This window comes from Myceligenerans halotolerans (assembly GCF_054782975.1).
Genome location: NZ_BAAGRL010000027.1, coordinates 1 through 20,317, shown reverse-complemented (window position 1 = coordinate 20,317; position 20,317 = coordinate 1). Strand labels below are relative to the sequence as shown.

Below are 20,317 nucleotides of genomic sequence, written 5' to 3'. Positions count from 1 at the left end.
CTCACACGCGCGGCCGGCGGGACGCCGAGCGGTCGGTCCGATGAAGCGCGGTCGGTCCGATGCCATTGCGGTCGGCCCACTGAGGGACCGACCGCAAGGACATCGGACCGACGGCAAGACGTCGGGCCGACCGCAGAGCTCAGACGTGGACGACTGCGGGGGTGGCCGGGTCGGCGAGGATCGTAGTCACCGCCGCGGCGACGGCGGCCGGGGGGACTGTCCGGTCCGGGGTGACGTTGCGGTCGTCGCCCGCGACCGCATGGTCGATGACGAGTTCGTGGAAGCGGACGCGACGGCTCGCCCCGGCATCTGCCGGGCCGGGGCCACCGCCGGCTCCGGCGGCAGCGTCGCCTGGTCCGGGGGCGTCGTCGCCGAGTCCGCGTGAACTGGCCGGATCGCCGCCTGGGCCGTCCGCGTCGACGCCGGGTCCGGGTACCTCACCGGGGCGGGTGACACCGGGCGCGTCCTCCTCCAGGTTGAGCACCCGGATCAGCATCGCCAGGCCGGCGCCGGTGACGTTGATCGCTCCCGAGCCCGCCATCGGGTCCGTGCGGGCGGCGCCGTTCAGGACGACGTAGGCGGGATGGGGGCCGGCGGAGTCGCGCAGCAGCGGGACGAGCGCGCGGGCAGCGGCGAGATGAGCGGTGAGGTGGCTGTCGAGGGTGGCGCGCCAGCCGTCGAGATCGGGTTCGTCCAGCAGGCGCGCCCCGAGGTGCCAGCCGCCGATCGAGGCGGCCACGCCGCCCGGGAGCGGGAGTCCGTCCCGGTCGCAGGCGGAGCGGACGGCGTCACCCAGGCCCGTCAGGTCCGAGTAGGTCACGGGCCGCACCAGACCGCCACCGGGCGCGGCGGGGGGAACGGGCCCGGGGCCCGGGGAGGCGTCGGTCCGGGACCGGCCCGGCCCCGGACCGCCGTCGGGCACAGGATCGCCGTGCCCGGCGACTCCGGATGCGGATGCGCTGAACAGCGAGGCGGGGAGCGGGCGGCGCGACGCCGCGAGCACCGTGCGCCCGGTGCGGGCGAGGCCGGCGGCAAGCCGGCTGCCGACGTAGCCGCCGGCGCCGACCACGACCACGGGGTACGACGTCGGCTCCGGCGCGTCGACCGGTGTCGTCTCGTTCGTCACGACCCCGACGCTACCGGGGGCCACGCCGTTCCGTGCGCCGTCCAGTGGCCGTCTCCGGGCGGACCGCCCGCCCGTCGGCACCAGCCGGGACGCATGCCTCGCCACCGGAGGTTCCCGGTCAGGGGATGGACACGGCCTGGCACGGCCCGCGTGCGGAACTAGGCTGGCTGCGACTGAACCGTCCGCACGACAGGAGCGCACATTGTCAGCACGAGCACAGATCGGCGTCACGGGCCTGGCGGTCATGGGCCGCAATCTGGCCCGGAACTTCGCCCGGAACGGGTTCACCGTGGCGGTGCACAACCGTTCCTTCGCACGCACCGAGTCCCTCGTGGCGGAGCACGGCGGGGAGGGTGACTTCGTGGCGTCCGAGTCCCTGGCGGACTTCGTCGCCTCGCTGGAGCGGCCGCGCAAGGTCGTCATCATGGTCAAGGCGGGCGCGGCGACCGACGCGGTGATCGACGAGCTGGTGCCCCTCCTGGAGGAGGGCGACATCGTCGTCGACGCCGGGAACGCGCACTTCCCCGACACGATCCGCCGCGAGCAGGCGCTCGCCGCCCAGGGGCTGCACTTCGTGGGCACGGGCGTGTCGGGCGGCGAGGAGGGCGCGCTGAACGGGCCCTCGATCATGCCGGGTGGCACGGCCGAGTCGTACGAGTCGCTGGGGCCGATCCTGGAGAAGATCTCCGCGCACGTGGACGGCGTCCCCTGCTGCACGCACGTCGGCCCCGACGGCGCGGGTCACTTCGTCAAGATGGTGCACAACGGCATCGAGTACGCCGACATGCAGCTCATCGCCGAGGCGTACGACCTGCTGCGGGGCGGCCTGGGCGCGTCGGCGGCCGAGATCGGCGACATCTTCGCCGAGTGGAACACGGGCGACCTCGGATCGTTCCTCGTCGAGATCACCGCGGAGGTGCTGCGCCACAAGGACGCAGCCACGGGCGAGGCGTTCGTCGACGTCGTGCTCGACCAGGCCGAGCAGAAGGGCACCGGCCGCTGGACCGTGCAGAACGGGCTCGACCTCGGGGTGCCGATCACCGGGATCGCCGAGGCCACGTTCGCCCGTTCCCTGTCCGGGTCGGCGCCGCAGCGCGCGGCGGCGGCCGGGCTGCCCGCCCACACCGCCGGCTGGGAGGTGAAGGACCGGGAGGCCTTCGTCGAGGACGTGCGCCAGGCGCTGTACGCGTCGAAGATCGTCGCGTACTCGCAGGGCTTCGACCAGATCGCGGCCGCCTCGGCCGAATACGGCTGGAACGTGGACCGCGGCGCCATGGCCCGTATCTGGCGCGGCGGCTGCATCATCCGCGCGCAGTTCCTCAACCGCATCACCGAGGCGTACGAGCGCGACGCGAACCTGCCGCTGCTCATCGCCGACGAGTTCTTCACCGACGCGATCGACGCCGGCCTCGCGTCCTGGCGCCGCATCGTGGCCGGTGCCGCGCAGGCGGGCATCCCCACCCCGGCGTTCTCCTCGTCCCTGGCCTACTACGATGCGGTGCGCGCGCCGCGTCTTCCCGCAGCCCTCGTCCAGGCGCAGCGGGACTTCTTCGGTGCGCACACGTACCGTCGCACGGACCGCGACGGCACGTTCCACACCGACTGGTCAGGTGACCGCACGGAGGCTGAGGCGTGAGGGGATTCCCCAAGGACCTGGACGAGGGAGGCGGCGCGGCGGCGCCGGTTCCCTCGATCACCGGCGACAACACGATCGCGGTGGGGGTCGGCGGCGACGTCGGCACCTACGCCCTGATCCGGGCGTTCCACGAGCAGTACGGGATCACGGGCGTGGTGCTGTCGTCGGTCGCGACCCGGCCGATGCAGGACTCGGCGATCGTGGAGAACGTCGTCGTGCCGAACCTGGACGACACCGAGACGTTCCTGTCGTCGCTGGAGGGCATCGCGCGGCGGCACGCCGGCAAGCGGCCGATCCTGCTGACGAACGCGGACTGGTTCGTGCGCGAGGTCATCGTCCACCGCGAGCGGCTCGAGGCGGCCGGGTTCGTGACGCCGTACCCGAGCCTGGAGGTGCTCGAGCAGGTCTCCAGCAAGGAGGGATTCGCCGAGGTGTGCGACCGCCTCGGCATCCCGACGCCGCGCACCGTCGTGGCCGACATCCCGAAGCTCGTCGCCGACGGCGGGCACGCCGCCGTGGCCGAACTGGAACTGGACCTGCAGTTCCCGCTCATCGGCAAGCCGTCGAACAGCGCGGACTGGCACTACGTGTCGTTCCCGGGCAAGGCGAAGATCCACCACCTGAACAGCCGCGCCGAGCTGGACGAGGTGCTGCGGCACCTGGTCGACGCCGGATACCCGAGCGCGTTCCTGGTGCAGGAGTTCATCCCGGGCGACGAGACGCAGATGCGGTCGCTGACGGCGTACCGCGACTCGTCGGGCACGGTGACGCTGCTGGCCACGGGCCGGGTACTGCTGGAGGAGCACACGCCGGGCACGCTCGGCATCCCGGCCGCGATCCTCGTGGAGCCGTACGACGACGCCATGGAGGCCGCCACCCGCTTCCTCGACGCGACCGGCTACGTGGGCTTCGCGAACTTCGACTACAAGCTCGACCCGCGCACGGGCGAGCACGTGTACTTCGAGGTGAACCCGCGCATCGGGCGGAACAACTTCTACGTGACCGCCGGCGGAGCGAACGTGGCGCGCGTGCTCGTGGAGGACCAGGTGCTGGGGCGGCCGATCCAGCCGCTGCGGGCCACGAGCGAGGTGCTGTACACGGTGGTGCCGTTCGGGCTGCTGCTGAAGTACGTCCTCGACCCGGAGCTCAAGGCGCGCCTCAAGGGCCTGAAGGCCGCCGGCAAGGTCGTCAACCCGCTGAAGTACGACCGGGACACCGGCATGAAGCGCCGCCTGATCGTCGAGGCGATCACGCAGAACTACCGTCGCAAGTACGCCCAGTACTACCCGGAGCCCACCAGCACGGGGTACTGAGCGACGACGAACGCGACGGCGGGGACCGTGCCGGGCGGATCCTTCCCGTCCGGCACGGTCCCCGCCGTAACGATTCGGCGCCAAATCATGCAGATTTACCCGGAGATAGCGCGACATGGCGTGAAGAACGTGTGGAAGACGTCACACTATGTCATGAATGGGCGGTGTTCGGTATCCGCCTCATAGCCACAGAGAGGTCTCGAATGTCCTTCGTCGAGTCGATCCGGACCGTGATGTCCAAGTATGCGGACTTCAACGGGCGGGCGCGCCGGTCCGAGTTCTGGTGGTACTACCTGGCGTACATCGTCGTCATCTCCGTTCTCTACTTCCTGGTGATCATCCCGACCGCCGTGATGAGCGCAAGCGACCCCACCGGGAGCGAGGAGCTGCCCGCGTTCGCGGTGGTCGCGATGCTCCTGCTCTTCGCCGTCGCGGTCGGGTTCCTCCTGCCGACCATCGCCGTCGTCGTACGCCGGCTGCACGACACGGACCGTTCGGGGTTCTTCTACTTCATGGGCTTCATCCCGTTCGTCGGCGGGATCATCCTGCTGGTCTTCCTCGCGGGGTCCGGCACTCCCGGCCCCAACCGCTTCGGCCCCGACCCGAAGGCCGCCCCGCTGCCGGTCCAGGCCTGACGGTCAGGCCTGACGACCCGATCTGACGGCTCGGCCCGACAGCCGCGGCCGCCTGCCATGACGGCGCGGCCGGTGGGAACTCTCCCGCCGGTCGCTCCGTCATGTCCGGCGCCGGGACGGGCATGAGCCGGACGCCACTGCCGCTGCCGGCTGCGGCTGCGCGGCCCCGCCGGCCGGGAGACCGGTTTCGACCGGCAACTCCGGCGCGCGCCCCGCGACCGGGTCACGATCTGGGCACGGACGGGTCGCGGCGTCCGCGTGCCTGCCCGGTCCCCGGGTACGCGGCGCGTACCGTTGCAGAGGTGAGCAACGACGTGCCGGCCGAGTTCGCGGACGCCCTCGCCGATCTACGTGGCCAGGGCGCACGACCCGGGGTGCACGTCGAGGAGATCGCGGCCCCCGTGCGCGTGGCCCCGTACAGCGTCGCGCTGTCCGGCGAGGTCGCCGACGACGCCGGGGCCGACGGCGACACCGTGGCCACCGGGAGATTCGTGGTCCTGCACGATCCCGGGGGCCAGGATTCCTGGCAGGGCACCTTCCGGGTCGTCACCCTGGTGCGCGCCACCCTCGAGCCCGAGATGGCCGCCGATCCGCTGCTCGCCGATGTCGCCTGGTCCTGGATCCCCGAGTGCCTCGATCTCGCCGGGCTGCGGCCCGGCACCGACGTGCTCGCCGAGGGCGGGACGGTGACCCGCGTGCTGTCGAAGAGCTTCGGGGCGCTGGCGAGCACACCCGACGCCGTCGACCTCGAGCTCCGCGCGTCGTGGACGCCCGTGGACACGCGCCTCGGCGCCCACCTGCAGGCGTGGACGGCGCTCCTGTCGACCGCCGCCGGGATACCTCCCCTGCCCGCCGGTGTCACCGCGATCACCAGGCGCTTTACCGACCGGTCCCAGCGCCCGCATACGGTAGGCCCATGAGCGAACCCCCTGTGCCCGGCGCCGGCGACGGCGCCGCGGTCACGCCGCTGACGGAGCCCGCCGGGGGCATGCCGCCCGTGGCCGCCCGGCCCGAGGACCTCGAGAAGGTCGTCGCCGCGTTCGCCCGCGGCACCGGACCCGTCGCCGCCGACGCGGAGCGCGCCTCCGGGTACCGCTACGGCCAGGCCACCTACCTCGTGCAGCTCAAGCGCGCCGGAGCGGGGATCGCCCTGATCGACCCCGTGACGCTGCCCGACCTCTCCCCCCTCGCCGAGGCCGTCGGCGACGCCGAGTACGTGCTGCACGCCGCGTCGCAGGACCTGCCCGGACTGAGCGAGCACGGCCTCGTCCCCGCGCGCGTCTTCGACACGGAACTCGCGGCGCGCCTACTGGGTTTCGAACGCGTCGGCCTGGCCGCCGTCGTCGCCGAGACGCTGGGGCTCGGCCTCGCCAAGGAGCACTCCGCCGTGGACTGGTCCACCCGTCCGCTGCCCGAGGACTGGCTGCGCTACGCCGCCCTCGACGTCGAGGTCCTCGTGGAGGTCCGCGACACCCTCGCGGAACAGCTCGAGGCCGCGGGCAAGGCCGAATGGGCCGCCCAGGAGTTCGAGGCCGTGCGGACCGCGCCACCGCCTCCCCCGCGCGTCGACCCGTGGCGCCGCACCTCTGGCATGCACGTCCTGCGCAACCCGCGCCAGGTCGCCGTCGTCAAGGCTCTGTGGGAGGCGCGCGACGCGACCGCCCGCGCGCGCGACATCTCGCCGGGCCGCGTCCTGCCGGACCGGGCGATCGTCGCCGCTGCCCGCGCCATGCCCCGCACGGCCGGGCAGCTCGTGGGGCTGCCCGAGTTCGCCGGCAAGGGCACCCGCCGCCGGGCCGGATACTGGCAGCGCGCCATCGACGAGGCGCGCGAGCTCCCCGAGAGCCGGCTCCCCAGCGTGCGCGGCCCCCGCGCCGACGGCCCGCCCGCACCCCGGCTGTGGGGCGACCGCGACCCGGTCGCGGCCCGCCGCCTCAAGGGTGCGCGCGACCTCGTCGCGACGTTCTCGGAGCGGCTCTCCGTGCCGGTGGAGAACCTCCTGCAGCCCGACGCGCTGCGCCGGCTGTGCTGGAAGCCGCCTGTGCCGGCGGACGCCGGCGCGGTCGCGGAGTTCCTGCGGGAACGGCGGGCCCGGGAATGGCAGATCGAACTGCTCGCGGCACCTCTCGCCGAGGCCCTCGCCGACATTCGCTGACCGCACTGGTGATGTGGCGAATCCGGCGTCGGCATTTCGTCGAATGCCACTCTTCGTCGATGTCCGTCCCTCTCGATAGAGTCTGACCATGCCAGCCTCCGCGACGCCCTCGCCTGCCACATCAGCCGCCGCCTCGGTCTCCGTCGAGCTCGTCACCGAGCGGTCCATCTGGGACCGCGAGGTCAACGGACTCGGGGGCCATCCGCTGCAGCTGTGGGGCTGGGGCGAGGTGAAGTCCGCCGGGGCATGGACGGCGCACCGGCTGCGGGTCACGGCGGACGGCCGTACGGCAGGCGTGGCGCAGGTGCTGGAGCGGCCCCTGCCCGCGCAGTTCAAGGCGCTCACCTACGTGCCGCGCGGGCCGGTCGTGGCACACCTCGACGGGGCGAACACCATGCGGGCGGTCTTCGGCGTGGGCGACACCGCCACCCGTAACCTCGTCACGAACGCCGTCACGGAATGGGCGCGGGACAACGTGGGGGGCGTGGGCATCACCATCGAGCCGGACTGGCCCGTCGGCACCCAGGCCGACCTGCCGAACCGGCGCTACGCGCCCAACCCGGTGCTGTACCCGTCCACGCTGATCCTCGACCTGCGCAAGAGCGAGGACGAGCTGATGTCGGCGATGTCGAAGAAGACCCGCCAGTACATCCGCAAGTCGCTCCGCGAGGACCTGGAGTTCCGCGAGGTCACCTCGTCCCGCGAGGTCCAGGCCTGTCTCTCGATCTACCACGAGACCGCCGAGCGTGCCGGGTTCGGGCTGCACTCGGACAGCTACTACCACCTGGTGAAGTCCGCCCTCGGCAGCTCCTCGCCGATCTTCGCGGCCTTCGCCCGCTCGTCCGACGGAGGCCCGCACGACCGTCCCGTGTCGTTCGTGTGGTTCGCGGCGTCGAACACGACGTCGTTCGAGCTGTACGGCGGCATGAACGACGACGGCATGAACCTGCGGGCCAACTACGGCCTGAAGTGGCACGCCATCCGCGCCATGAAGGAGCGCGGCGTGATCCGCTACGACGTCAACGGCCTGCTGAACGACGGCATCTCCAACTTCAAGCGAGGATTCGCCAAGCACGAGGACGAGCTCGTGGGCAGCATCGACGTGCCGTTCTCCCGCTGGTACAGCACGTGGAACAACGCCCTGCCGACGGCCAAGAAGGTGGTGCGCAAGCTCCGGGGCGCGCACTGAACTCTGCTTTCCCGAGCCGCCGGGCTCAGCCGTCCTCGGCTCGTACCTCGCCTGCGGGCGTCTTCGCCACCGGTCCGGCGGCCGGGGACCGGTCGGGTCGGCAAGAGACGAGACCGATCGAGGGCTGAGACTGCATCTCACACACGGGTGAACTCAGTCTCGTCAGGGCTAGGTTTTTTACCGATACTCGGGGTAGCGTGTATTGCGAGCACCGAGCGGCGTCGCTGAGGGACGCCGCCGTCCGACCAAGGAGCTGCCCATGACGGCCACATCCGCGCCCACGCGCCGGACCGTACGCGACGTCGTCTTCGTCGACGGCGTCCGTACCCCGTTCGGCAAGGCGAAGCCCGACGGCCTGTTCGCCGAGACCCGCGCCGACGACCTCGTCGTCAAGCTGATCCGCGAACTGCTGCGCCGCCACCCCGAACTGCCCGCCGAGCGCATCGGCGAGGTCGCGGTCGCGGCCACCACACAGGAGGGCGACCAGGGTCTGACCCTCGGCCGCACCGCCGGCGTGCTGGCCGGCCTGCCCAACACCGTGCCCGGCTACGCCATCGACCGCATGTGCGCCGGCGCCATGACGGCGGTGACGACCACCGCGGGCTCCATCGCCCTGGGCGCGGCCGACATCACCGTCGCGGGCGGTGTCGAGCACATGGGCCGCCACCCCATGGGCTTCAGCGCGGACGTGAACCCGCGCTTCGTCTCCGAGAAGCTCGTCGACCCGCAGGCGCTCAACATGGGCGTCACCGCGGAGAACCTGCACGACACGTTCCCGCAGCTCACCAAGGAACGCGCCGACGCGTACGCGGTGAACTCCCAGGCCAAGTACGCCAAGGCACTGGCCAACGGGAACATCGAACCGGACCTCGTGCCGATCGCCGTGCGCTCGGCGGAGCTGGGCTGGGGCCTGGCCACCGCCGACGAGCTGCCCCGCCCCGAGACCACCATGGAAGGCATCGCCGACCTCAAGACGCCGTTCCGCCCCGGCGGCCGCGTCACCCCGGCGACGTCGTCCCCGCTGACCGACGGCGCCACCGCGTCCGTCCTCGCCGCCGGTGACACCGCCGCCGAGCTCGGCCTCCCGGTCCGGATGCGCCTGGTGTCCTACGCGTTCGCGGGCGTGGCCCCGGAGATCATGGGCTACGGCCCGGTCCCCGCCACCGACAAGGCCCTCGCCGGTGCGGGCCTGACCATCGACGACATCGGCCTGTTCGAGATCAACGAGGCCTTCGCCGTGCAGGTGCTGTCGTTCCTGGACCACTACGGCATCGCGGACGACGACCCGCGCGTCAACCCGTACGGCGGCGCCATCGCGATGGGCCACCCGCTGGCGTCGTCGGGCGTGCGCCTCATGACGCAGCTCGCCCGCCAGTTCGAGCAGCACCCCGAGGTGCGCTACGGCATCACCACCATGTGCGTGGGCCTGGGCCAGGGCGGCACCGTCATCTGGGAGAACCCGCACCACGCCGACTACACCGGCCACACCAGCGAGGAGAACGACAAGTGACCGAGAACGCCCCCGCCGAGCGCGTCACCCACGCCCTCGTCCGCGACGTCGCCCTCCCCGGCGGAGCCGGCACCCTCGCCCTCGTCACGCTGGACAACGGCTTCGACCACACCAAGCCGAACACGCTCGGCCCGCAGGGCATGGCCGAGCTCACCGCCGCGCTGGAGGGGCTGCGCGGGCGCGCCGCGGCCGGCGAGCTCGCCGCCGTCGCCGTCACCGGCAAGCCGTACTTCCTCGCCGCCGGCGCGGACCTCAAGGGCGCCCAGGCCATCAGCACCCGCGAGGACGCGCTCGAGCTCGGCCGCGCCGGGCACCGGGCCTACTCGATCCTCGGCGATCTGCGCGAGCAGCACGGCGTTCCCACGTTCGCCTTCGTCAACGGCCTCGCGCTGGGCGGCGGCCTCGAGGTCGCGCTGAACTGCGACTACCGCACGGTCGCCTCCGACGCGCCCGCCCTCGGCCTGCCCGAGACCTCCATCGGCCTCGTGCCCGGCTGGGGCGGCGCCTACATCGTGCCGCGCCTGGTCGGCATCGAGAGGGCGATCGACGTCATCCTCACCCGGCCTGCGTCGCAGAAGCCGTACAAGCCCGCCGAGGCCCTGGAGATCGGCCTCGTCGACGCGCAGTTCGACGCGGCCGACTTCCTGGAGCAGTCGATCCTGTGGGCCGCGAAGGTGCTGGCCGGAGAGGTCGAGGTCGCCCGCCGCGAGCTGGACCCGCAGCCCGTCTGGGACGCCGTCACCGGCGGCGTGCGCCGGCACCTGGAGGCGACGATCGGCGACTCGCGCCCCGCGCCCTACCGCGCGCTGGACCTCGTCACGGCGGCCAGCAACGCCACCCGTGCCGAGGCGTTCGCAGCCGAGGACGAGGCGCTGGCCGACCTCATCATGTCCGACGAGATGCGGGCGAGCGTGTACGCGTTCAACCTCGTCTCCGGCGGCAAGAAGCCGCACGGCGCGCCGGACCCGAAGCTCGCCCGGCCGGTGACCCGCGTGGGCATCGTCGGGGCCGGCCTCATGGCGGCGCAGATCGCGTTCCTGTTCGCCCAGCGCCTCCAGGTGCCGGTGGTCATGCGCGACCTCGACCAGGAGCGCGTCGACAAGGGCCTGGAGTTCGTGCGCGGCACGGCGGAGAAGCTCGTGAAGCGCGGCAAGCTCGCCGAGGGCGCCGCGCGGCGCATCGTCGCGTCGGTGTCCGGCACGACCGACATCCAGGAGTTCGCCTCCTGCGATTTCGTCATCGAGGCCGTCACCGAGGTCATGGGCCTGAAGAAGAAGGTGTTCGCCGAGCTCGAGGGCATCATCTCCCCCGAGGCGGTGCTGGCCACCAACACGTCGGCGCTGTCGATCACCGAGATGTCGGCCGACCTCGCCCACCCCGAGCGCGTGGTGGGCATCCACTTCTTCAACCCGGTCGCGCAGATGCCGCTGGTCGAGGTGATCCACGCCGACAAGACCTCCGACGAGGCGCTGGCCACCGCGTTCGGCATCACCAAGAAGCTGCGCAAGACGGCCGTCCTGGCGGGCGACCGCCCGGGCTTCGTCGTGAACCGCCTCCTCATCCTCGTCATGGGCAAGGTGCTCGAGGCGATCGAGAACGGCACGCCGGTCGACATCGCGGACCGCGCGCTCGCACCGCTCGGCTTCCCGATGCCGACGTTCGAGCTCACCGACCTCGTCGGCCCGGCCGTCGCGGACCACGTGCTCACCTCGCTGCGCGAAGAGCTCGGGGACCGCATCCCGACGTCGCCCGGCCTGAAGAAGATCGTGGCCGAGGGCACCAGGATCGTGCTCGACGCCCCGGCCAAGGGCCTGCCCAAGCCGGTCGACCCGGCCGTGCAGGCGTCGTTCGGCGAGGCGCTCGAGCCGGGCACGACCGGCCGCCACGGCACCCCCGTGCTCGACGGGCCGGGCGTGCTCGACGCCGTCCTCACCGCGACCGCCACGGAGATCGGTCTCATGCTGGACGAGCAGGTCGTCGCCGGCCCGCAGCAGATCGACCTGTGCATGATCCTCGGCGCCGGCTGGGGCTTCCACACGGGCGGCATCACGCCGTACCTGGACCGCACGGGCTACAGCGAGAAGGTGCTGGGCAGGCGCTTCCTGCCCGACGGCGTGGCGAACGTCCCGGCCTGACCCGCACGTCGCCCGCGGCGCGTCGAACCACCGCGCTCGCACGCGGCGGCGGCTCGAGAACGCGCCCGTGAACCAGCTGGTTCGCGGGCGCGTTCGCTGTGACAGGCACGAGGTTGGCCGCGCCGGCACGAGGTTCACGCGCATCGCCCGGGACGTCCGGTCGCCAGCCTCGTGCCGGCGTCGCCAACCTCGTGCAGGACGGCGCCGACGTCGCTCACGCCACTGCCCGCCGGATTTTTCTCACTTTGGTGCTGACCTGGGTATATCGTCCCGCCCATGGTGATTGCGAAGCGGCAGCAGCGCCCCCATTTCGTCGTGTGCGGGGACGGCCCGCTGGCGTTCCGGGTCTCGTTCGCGCTCAGCACGCGCTATCAGGGCGACGTCACCGTGATCCTGCCCTACGCCGGCTCGCAGTACGGCGCCCGGATTGCCGCCCTCGACCACGTGACGACGGTGGAGTCGCTCCGACCGGACGCCGACGCCTTCCGGCGCGCCCGCCTCGCCGACGCGGACGCCGTCGCCCTGCTCGACCAGGACGACGCGGGGAACATCGAGACCGCGCTGCTGGTCAACGAGCTCAAGCCGGGCGTGCGGCTCGTGGTCCGGTTCTTCGACGACGAGCTCGGCACCGGGATCGCCGACCACCTGCCGAACTGCGACGTGCTGTCCGCGTCGAAGATCGCGGCCCCGCCGCTCGTGGCGCTCGCCCTCGGGGAGGCCCGGCACCTGGAGGTGCCCGGCATCGACTTCGTGGTCGGCAAGCCGAGCCAGCTGCCCGGCCGGCCGATGCTCACGCTCGCGGCGCTCCGCGGCGAGGAGTCGGTGATGCTGCCCGGTGACGAGGCCGGGCTCGAGCGGCGGATCACGATCGGCCTCGCGCCACCCGATCCGGAACCCACGAAGCACACACGCCGGCCGAACGGTCGCGTGTGGTACTTCGTCCGGCAGAACCTGAACCGGTACATCTGGTACGCCCTCGCCGTCCTGGCCCTCGTGATCGTCGCCGGCACGACACTCGTGTCCCTCGCGGAGCCCGTGCACTGGGTCACCGCCCTCTACCGGGTGGTCCTCGACACGCTCGCCGGCGCCGACCCCGACGAGGCCACCGCGCTCGGGACCCGGGGCGTGCAGGTGGTCGTCACGCTGATCAGCGTCGCGGTGATTCCCCTGCTCACGGCCGCGTTGGTGGACGCCGTCGTCCGCGCGCGGCTCGCCGCGGCCGTGTCCGGGCCCGGATCCCCGATGTCGGGCCACGTCGTCGTCGTCGGCCTGGGTGACGTCGGCACCCGCGTGCTCGCCACCCTCCTGGAGCGCGGCATCCCCGCGGTCGCGGTCAACCTGCGCGACGACGGTTCGCGCGGCATCCCGTTCGCCCGGGAGCACGGTGTCCCGGTGGTGATCGGCGACGGCAGGCGGACCGACGTGCTCAAGGCCGCCCAGATCGGCACCGCCCGGGCGGTGATGGCCATGACCAGCGACGACGTCGCGAACATCGGCATCAGCATCGCCGCCGGCTCCGTCGACCGCGATCCGGAGGACCGGAAGCTACGCCGCGTGCTGCGCCTCTTCGACGAGGAGTTCGCGCGGCGCGTGCGGGGCCTCATCCCGCGCTCGGCGCCGCGCAGCGCGTCCGCGCTCGCCTCTCCCGCGTTCGCGGCCTCCGTGATGGGCCCGGACGTGCTCGACACCGTGCCGTTCCGGGATCGCGTCCTGCTGGTCGCCGAAGTCCCGATGCACGCGCGCAGCGAGCTCGAGTACCGCCCCGCGCGGGACGTGGACGTGCCGGGCGAGGTGCGCCTGCTCGCGGTCCGCCGCCCCGAGAGAGGCTTCGTGACGGACGTGTACCAGCCGGCGGCCACGAACCCGCTCCAGCACAACACCCACCTCATCGTCATCGCGACACGCACCGGCCTGGAGCACCTCCGCGCCCGGACGGCCGCGCCGGAACGGGGAGACCCGAGCACGAACTGACGTGAGGTACAACACGTGGGGAGCACTCCCCATACCGAGTGCCGACCAGCACGCTTATGGTCTCCGTCGGGAACGGACCAACACGAACCAGGAGCAATCGCGTGAGCGGAAACTTGTACGGCGCAGATATCGAGCAGCTCCGCGCCCTGGCAAGCGTGTTCGAGGACAAGTCGAACCAGCTCAGCTCCGCCGTGCAGGTCATCGCCGGTTCGGTCGATCAGATCCCGTGGTTCGGACCCAGCGGGGAGATGTTCCGCGAGGAGTGGGAGGTCAGCCACGCCCCCGGCCTGCGCGACGCCGCCAGCGCCCTCGTGTCCGCGGCGGACGCGCTCGTACGCAACGCCGACGCCCAGGACGAGACGAGCAACGACGACGGCGGCATCGTCGGCGGCCCCTACCCGGGCGACAACCCGTTCGCGGGAGCAGAGGCCGGCGCGACCGGCACGGCTGACGGCGGCGGCTGGGGCGACTGGCTCAACGACCTGGTCGGCGAGACCGGCTGGTGGGCCAGCGTCGCCGGCGCCACCGAGTTCGCCGCCGAGACCGCGTACCGGTACGGCGCCGGGCTCTGGGGCCTCGCCGACGACATCCCGGCCGGATTCGGCTGGGCCGGGAAGGCGATCGGCTGGGCGGGCATCGCGCTCGGCGGCTGGACGATCGGCCAGGGCATCGCCGAGGGCGACTGGTGGAAGGTGGGCGACGGCGCGATCACCGCGGGCCTCGGCCTCGGCGCGGTTCTCGCGGGCGCGGCGCTGCTGTCGAACCCCGTGGGCTGGGCCATCCTCGGAGCGGGCGCCGCCTGGGCGGTGGCCGACATCTTCATCGACGGCAACATCACCGAAGCGGCGTGGAACGGAATCTCCAACGCGGGCGAATGGGCCTGGGACACCGCGGGCGACGCCGCCGACTGGGTGGGCGACACCGCCGGCGACGCCTGGGACGGCGCCACGGACGTGGCGGGCGACATCTACGATGCTGGCGGGGACCTGCTCGAGGGCGCGGGCGACTTCATCTCGGACATCACCCCGTGGTGACGACTCCGGCGCTGCCCGCTGACCGAGCACGAACCACCGGCGCAACCTGGCCGTACGAGGAGGAAGAACGATGAACGACGTGAAGCCCGGGCCGATCACCGGCCGGCAGGACCTGGCGATCGAACTCACCGGGTTCGAGATCCTGACCCTGCTCTCGCTCGGTACCGACGATTCCGGCGCCGACGGCACACGCAAGGCGCTGCACCTCCCCGAGATCCCGAAGGACTCGCCGCTGCTCTCGGCCGGCGTGAGCTCGCTCGTCGTGCGGAAGCTCGCCGTGCCGAACGAGGCCGAGCAGCAGCTGACCCCGCAGGGGAAGGTGCTCGCCCTGACGGCGATCATCAACCAGGCCACCGAGTGGGTCGAGGCGTCCGGCGGTGCCGGGAACTCGGCGCACGCCGCCGTCCTGCTCAAGAGCCCGGCGGGCGCGGCGCTTCTCGAGCCGAGGCCGTACGGGATCTGGCTGGCGCTGCCGCTCCCCGGTGAGCGGCCCCTGTCGGAGCTGGCCTCGGACTACGTCAAGGCGGCCTTCAACGACGTGCCCGAACGCCCGTTCGCCGGAACCGTCCGCCTGCTCGAGTCGACCGGTACGACGACGCGTGCCGCGGCCATCCGCATCGACGAGAAGAACACCTGGGAGTTCACGAGCGGCACGCCGGACGCCATGCCCGAACCCGTCGTCATCGACGCCGACCCGACCTTCCAGGTGGTGGCGAAGGGCCTCGCGGCGTGAGCGGCCCCAGGAACGGCTCCGCGGACCGGCAGGGTCAGGCGAAGCGCGTCGACCCGGACAGCCCGGACGGGGCCCGGCGCGTCGCGACCATGTGGACGTTCTTCATCGGGGTGGGGCTGTTCGTGATCGCCCTCACCTGGGGCGGCTGGGCCACGGCCCAGGCGGGCGGCTACGAGGACAACTTCCGCGGGTTCGACGCCGGTGACCCGTTCCCCTGGGTCCCGGTGGTCCTCGGCGGGGCATTCAGCGTCTTCGCGCTCTTCCGCGCGATCGGCAAGTGGTCCCGGTACGGGAAGATCCGCCGCCGGTAGAGGTCAGGTCGCCCGCGCCAGGATGCCGCCGCAGGCCGTCCGCGGGCGCGGACGCCCCGGCAGCGGGTCAGGCGCTGACGAGGCTCTCCTCGTCGCGGGACTCCCGGTCCGCCTTGTAGGTGTCCACGTCGGCCGCGTCGAAGCAGATGTCCGAGCCGACCATGTGGAAGTCGAGCGCGCCCGCCTCCAGCAGATCGATGACGTGCAGGGACGACACGCCGAGTCGGCGAGCTGCCTCGGCCGCCGTCAGGTCCTGCCCGTGCGAGGCGGAATCGCCGGCGCCGACCGCGGTGTCGGATGTTGGTTGCTGTGTGAATTCACTCACAGGGAAAGTCTGACTCAACCGGGCATCACGAGTCCAGTCGAAACGCTACGAGAACCGAGTCCTGTGGAAGAGGTTTTCCATCTTCACCCGAGGGCCAGGCCTGGCGATCCTCGCCAGGACACCCTCACCGCACCGCGACGGGTCGTCGACCGCGGCGGATGCCACGCAACCGAGCCGTCACCATTTCACCCACCGCTCAGCCGCAAAGCGGCCCGCCGCCATCTCGGGCAACCCTACAATTTCCCCCGTGAACTCCGAAATACGGCGTCCCGCCTGGCGTGCCGCGCTGCTCAACCTCTCCGGGCTGGGGCTTGGTTACCTCCACCTGCGGGCCTGGTTCCGGTTCCTGGTCGCCCTGCTCGTCACCGTTGGCGGCGTCGTCCTGGCGCTGCCGGTCACCTGGGACGGACGCGGCTGGTCGTGGATCGGTGCCTACGCCGGCGTTCTCGCCCTGCTCGCCGCCGACGCGGGGCTGCTCGCGGTGCGTCGTGCCGCCCGGGGGCGACGTCGGCTCGGGCTCCGGTTCTCCTCGCTGCGCCGGGCGGCGTGGGCAAGCCTCGCCGTCGTGCCGCTGTCGGCCGCTGTCTACGGCGTCGTCCAGTACGAACTGTTCCAGCAGAAGCTGGAGGCCGATGTCGCTACCGTGCTGGACGGTCTCCATGACCAGACCGGGAGCTGGCGGCATTTCTCGGAGAAGCACTATCCCCCGGCCTACGTCGGACTGGTCGACCTGGCCGACCGGTACCCCCACACCCGCGCCGGCACGGCCACCCCCGGCACACTCGCGAAACTCTACGAAGGAGCGACAGAGGACGGCGACTGCTCCGCCGGCCGCGCCGCCGCCTGGTTCGCATCACAGGACCGGACAAGCCAGTACTCTCTGGCTCCGCAAGCCATGCGGGATGCCCCCGGCCTGATCGGCGACTGCGCCGTCGACATGGTCGACGGCGGACGGCCCGCCGTCGCGGCCGACAATCTCAGGATTCTCCTGACCGACTACCCCGACGACGACGCGACGGTGGCGACCGTCGGTGAGTTGCGCGACCGTCGTGAGCGCTACCTGAACGCCTTCACCAAAGGTTCGGCCTGCAAGGTTCTCGAACCCGCCGAGTACCTCGACGAGATGCTCCGTGAAGTGAGGTTGCCTGAGACACGGCAGCTCGCCAGGGATGTCCCGAACGATCTGCTCACGGCACGGTTCGAATGCGGACTGGACATGTTCGGGGACCATCGCTACTCGGAGGCGGTGAAGACGATCGAGCCCTTGCAGGAAGCCGGCTACGGCGGCTGGCCGTATGCTGCCCGGGTCCTCGCCGCGGCGCGTGTCGCGTCCGAGGTCGGCGAATCGATCCCGCTGCCGCCCCGCACGCAGGAGGCGATGACGACACCGGCAATCATCACGATCCGGAACTTCGCGCACGCCGACCTCCGCATCGACTTCGCGGGTCCCGCCACGGGTTCCGTCGTGGTCGAGGCATGTGCCGGCAAGAAGGCGTGCAAGCCGTACCCGGACGACGCCGCCGGCCAAGCGGCGTGCGACACCGCATCCGACGCCAGCACGGAGACGGTGCTTCTCCCCGCTGGGACCTACTGGTTCGTCGGCGCCTGGGACGGCGGGCAACCGTTTGACTCGCTCCGGCAGGAGATCACCGGCGTCGGAGTGACGAACTGCTGGTGGAATCTGACGTGACCGCCTACGGTCGCGCCGCCACGGGCTCGGCGGCGGCCTGCCCGGGCCCGCCGTCCGCGGCGGCCAGCCGTTCACGCTCGGCGGCGATGATCGCCTTGCCGAGCTCCGCCTCCGAGTGCGGCGCGACCGCTCCGACCCCGTCCGGCCCGACCGTCGCCGGCTCCCCGACGGCGACCGCGAGGTCCGACGTCTCGGTGATCTCGGACTGCCGCGCGAACTGCTCGAACAGCGCGGCCTTCGTGTCGAGGATCTCCATCATGCGCTGGTCCACGGAATCGGCCACGAGCAGGCGGTGCACCTGCACGGTCCGGGTCTGCCCCATCCGGTGCGCACGCGCCACGGCCTGCGCCTCGATGGTCGGCTTGACCTGCGGCTCGCAGAAGATCACCACGGACGCCGCCTGCACGTTCAGCCCCACGCCCCCGGCGGTGATCTGGCTGACGAGCACGCGGGGGCCGTCCGGCGCGGACAGGCTGTCCACCATCTCCTGCCGCTCGGCGACCTTCACCTTCCCGGTGAGCGGCCCCACCGCGACGTCGCCGAGCAGTTCCATCACCTGGTCGAGTACGTCGAGGAAGTAGGAGAACACGATGACACGCCGGCCGTTCTCCGCGGCCTCGTCCACGAGCGCCCGCAACCGCACGAGCTTCGCGGAGTCGTCGGCCCGCTCGACGGCGAACGCGGCCCGCCGCATCGCCATGAAGTTGCCGTCCGCGACCGCCCGCCGGTAGGCGGCGCCGTCGACGTGCCCGAACTGCTCCCACTCCTCGACCTGGACCAGATCGGGCAGTTCGGTGAGCACGTCCTCGGTATTGCGCCGCAGGTAGGCGGGCGCGACGATACGCCGGAACGCCTGCGCGCCGGACAGGTCGGCGTTCGGGTCGAGCTGCCGGGCCACGGCCGGCTGCAGATAGCCGACCATCGCCTTGAACTCCGCGACCTTGTTCTCCATCGGCGTCCCCGACAGGAACAGCACCCGGTCCGCCCGGTCCGACCACGTGCGGACGGTCTGCCCGCGCAGCGTCTCCGGATTCTTCACGTAGTGCGCCTCGTCGACCACCATGAGCGTGGGGCTCAGGTCGTCGGGCAGGCGGAGGCGCCCGAGCATCTCGAACGTCGTGACCCCGACGCCGCCGGACGCGACCCACGCGCGCGCCGCGTCGTCCCGGTCCCCGCCGTGCATCACCACGGCGGTCAGGCGGGAGTGCGTGGTCACCTCGCGGGCCCAGTTCGTGACCACGCTCGCCGGGCACACCACGAGGAAGTGCGCCGGGCCGTCGTCGTCGGGCCGCGTGGCCGCCAGGTGAGTCATCGTCGCGAGGGACTGCATCGTCTTACCGAGGCCCATCTCGTCGCCGAGGATCGTGCGGCGCTGCACCAGCGCGTACTTCGCGCCGAACGCCTGGTAGGCGCGCAGGTTCGCGTGCAGGAGGGACCGGTCCAGGGGCTGCGCCTCGACCCGCCGCACGACGTCGGCCGGCAGGAAGCCCTCGGCCGCCTCGTGGTCGTCGCCGAGGTCCACGACCTGGCTGAGCAGGCCGTAGTACTCGGCGGACCGCCGCTCGAAGTCCTCCCACACATCCCCGGCGCCGCGCCGCCCGACGACGGTCCGCACCCGGCCCGCGGCCGCCGCCAGGTCCGGGGACGACGCCGCGAGTGCGTTGCGCAGCGCGCCGATCGCGGCGTTCGCCTCCGCCCGCCTGCCGGTGTCCGCAAGCAGGCGCCGCCACCAGCGCGTCAGGGCCTGCGCCGGGGCGATGTACTGCGGAAGGACCGCGTGGAGCCGGCGCGCGTCGTCGTAGTGCCGGTGCCGTGCGTCGGTCACGGTGCCGAACATCCGCAGCGACCGCACGAGGTCGGTGGCGTACGGGTCGTCCGGATCGACGTCGATCCGGAAGCGCAGGTCCGCGTCGACCTCGTCCGCCAGCTCGGTGGCCGCGGCGACGGCGGGACGCGCCGTCGTCTCCCCGATGCCGGCCTCGACCAGCCCGTCGACGCCGGCCTCCAGCACCTGGGGCACGTCACGAAACCCCTTCTTGCGCAGCACCGCCACCCTGAGCTTCTTGCGCCGCTTCTCGAGCTCCTCGACGCCCACGGTGCGCAGTTCGGCGTACACCCGCACCTGCCGGGCGGCGAGATAGGCCTCGCGGACCTTCTCGCGATAGGGCCCGTCGGAGGCCAGCAGCAGCCGCGCGTCCGCCAGCCGAGCGGTCGCCTCCTCCACGACCTGACGCGCCTCGCGGCTTGTGATCGGAACACCCGGGAAAGTCTCAGTCATCGCGCCGCCAGCGTACCCGCCGTGTCCGACATTCCCCTCACACCGGATAGTGCGGCAAGCCGCTTGGCACACTTTTCCAGCGCACCAGGAGGATGGTTTCGTTTCCGGCCCCTGTGGCGTAAGCAAGCTCGTGCCGATGCGCTCGGGGGACTGGCGAGCGGCTGGATCGCCTCGACCGGCGCGATCTCCAGCAGGCTCATGGCCGACGGTGGCGGCGCGCCGGGCCGGACCGCGCCGGACCGGGCCGCGCCGGGCCGGGCCGCGCCGGGCCGCGCC

Annotated in this window: 17 protein-coding genes; 14 read left to right on the top strand and 3 right to left on the bottom strand. The window is 72.1% G+C overall.

All coding sequences use genetic code 11. The features are described 5' to 3' along the window. Positions 1-139: 139 nt before the first annotated feature. The gene (locus ACYVK5_RS17980) at positions 140-1,126 is read right to left on the bottom strand and encodes a hypothetical protein (protein ID WP_460707335.1); all 987 of its coding nucleotides are present in this window, start codon (positions 1,124-1,126) and stop codon (positions 140-142) included. A gap of 202 nt (positions 1,127-1,328) precedes the next feature. On the opposite strand from ACYVK5_RS17980, the gene gndA reads away from it, so the two are divergent. The 12 genes from gndA (at position 1,329) to ACYVK5_RS17920 (ending at position 15,748) form a co-directional block, all read left to right on the top strand. Continuing rightward, a complete protein-coding gene (gene gndA / locus ACYVK5_RS17975; protein ID WP_460707334.1) occupies positions 1,329-2,762 on the top strand; it encodes an NADP-dependent phosphogluconate dehydrogenase in 1,434 nt (477 codons plus the stop codon). Then, positions 2,759-4,075, top strand: a complete 1,317-nt coding sequence (locus ACYVK5_RS17970) for a carboxylate--amine ligase (protein WP_460707333.1) — start codon at positions 2,759-2,761, stop codon at positions 4,073-4,075. Before gndA ends, ACYVK5_RS17970 begins: the two co-directional genes overlap by 4 nt. A gap of 203 nt (positions 4,076-4,278) precedes the next feature. Continuing rightward, positions 4,279-4,710: a DUF805 domain-containing protein gene (locus ACYVK5_RS17965; RefSeq protein ID WP_460707332.1), complete on the top strand. Its 432-nt coding sequence runs from the start codon at positions 4,279-4,281 to the stop codon at positions 4,708-4,710. Between the two features lie 302 nt (positions 4,711-5,012). Further along, positions 5,013-5,630, top strand: coding sequence for a DUF3000 domain-containing protein (locus ACYVK5_RS17960; RefSeq protein ID WP_460707331.1), 618 nt, complete (start codon positions 5,013-5,015; stop codon positions 5,628-5,630). After that, complete coding sequence (locus ACYVK5_RS17955; RefSeq protein ID WP_460707330.1) at positions 5,627-6,865, top strand: HRDC domain-containing protein; 1,239 nt, start codon at positions 5,627-5,629, stop codon at positions 6,863-6,865. Before ACYVK5_RS17960 ends, ACYVK5_RS17955 begins: the two co-directional genes overlap by 4 nt. 88 nt (positions 6,866-6,953) lie before the next feature. After that, complete coding sequence (locus ACYVK5_RS17950) at positions 6,954-8,054, top strand: lipid II:glycine glycyltransferase FemX (protein WP_460707329.1); 1,101 nt, start codon at positions 6,954-6,956, stop codon at positions 8,052-8,054. A gap of 259 nt (positions 8,055-8,313) precedes the next feature. Beyond that, positions 8,314-9,564: a thiolase family protein gene (locus ACYVK5_RS17945; protein ID WP_460707328.1), complete on the top strand. Its 1,251-nt coding sequence runs from the start codon at positions 8,314-8,316 to the stop codon at positions 9,562-9,564. Further along, on the top strand, positions 9,561-11,699 hold the full coding sequence (locus ACYVK5_RS17940; protein ID WP_460707327.1) for a 3-hydroxyacyl-CoA dehydrogenase NAD-binding domain-containing protein: 2,139 nt from the start codon (positions 9,561-9,563) through the stop codon (positions 11,697-11,699). Before ACYVK5_RS17945 ends, ACYVK5_RS17940 begins: the two co-directional genes overlap by 4 nt. Positions 11,700-11,975: 276 nt before the next feature. After that, positions 11,976-13,670 carry an NAD-binding protein gene (locus tag ACYVK5_RS17935; protein WP_460707326.1) on the top strand — a complete coding sequence of 565 codons (1,695 nt, stop codon included), beginning with the start codon at positions 11,976-11,978 and terminating at the stop codon, positions 13,668-13,670. Between the two features lie 101 nt (positions 13,671-13,771). Then, positions 13,772-14,704, top strand: coding sequence for a WXG100 family type VII secretion target (locus ACYVK5_RS17930; RefSeq protein WP_460707325.1), 933 nt, complete (start codon positions 13,772-13,774; stop codon positions 14,702-14,704). Between the two features lie 70 nt (positions 14,705-14,774). After that, positions 14,775-15,437 carry a hypothetical protein gene (locus tag ACYVK5_RS17925; protein WP_460707324.1) on the top strand — a complete coding sequence of 221 codons (663 nt, stop codon included), beginning with the start codon at positions 14,775-14,777 and terminating at the stop codon, positions 15,435-15,437. Next, on the top strand, positions 15,434-15,748 hold the full coding sequence (locus ACYVK5_RS17920) for a hypothetical protein (protein WP_460707323.1): 315 nt from the start codon (positions 15,434-15,436) through the stop codon (positions 15,746-15,748). Before ACYVK5_RS17925 ends, ACYVK5_RS17920 begins: the two co-directional genes overlap by 4 nt. 67 nt (positions 15,749-15,815) lie before the next feature. Here ACYVK5_RS17920 and ACYVK5_RS17915 read toward each other — a convergent pair whose 3' ends face one another. After that, on the bottom strand, positions 15,816-16,073 hold the full coding sequence (locus ACYVK5_RS17915; protein ID WP_460707322.1) for an excisionase family DNA-binding protein: 258 nt from the start codon (positions 16,071-16,073) through the stop codon (positions 15,816-15,818). A 247-nt stretch (positions 16,074-16,320) separates the two neighbouring features. Between ACYVK5_RS17915 and ACYVK5_RS17910 the strand changes: the two genes are divergently transcribed. After that, positions 16,321-17,763 (top strand): hypothetical protein, encoded by a 1,443-nt coding sequence (locus ACYVK5_RS17910; protein ID WP_460707321.1) that lies wholly within the window; start codon positions 16,321-16,323, stop codon positions 17,761-17,763. A 4-nt stretch (positions 17,764-17,767) separates the two neighbouring features. On the opposite strand, the gene ACYVK5_RS17905 is transcribed toward ACYVK5_RS17910, so the two are convergent. After that, positions 17,768-20,041 carry a DEAD/DEAH box helicase gene (locus ACYVK5_RS17905; RefSeq protein WP_460707320.1) on the bottom strand — a complete coding sequence of 758 codons (2,274 nt, stop codon included), beginning with the start codon at positions 20,039-20,041 and terminating at the stop codon, positions 17,768-17,770. A gap of 21 nt (positions 20,042-20,062) precedes the next feature. Here ACYVK5_RS17905 and ACYVK5_RS17900 point away from each other — a divergent pair. After that, on the top strand, positions 20,063-20,317 hold a 255-nt coding region (locus ACYVK5_RS17900; protein WP_460707319.1), incomplete at its 3' end, for a hypothetical protein.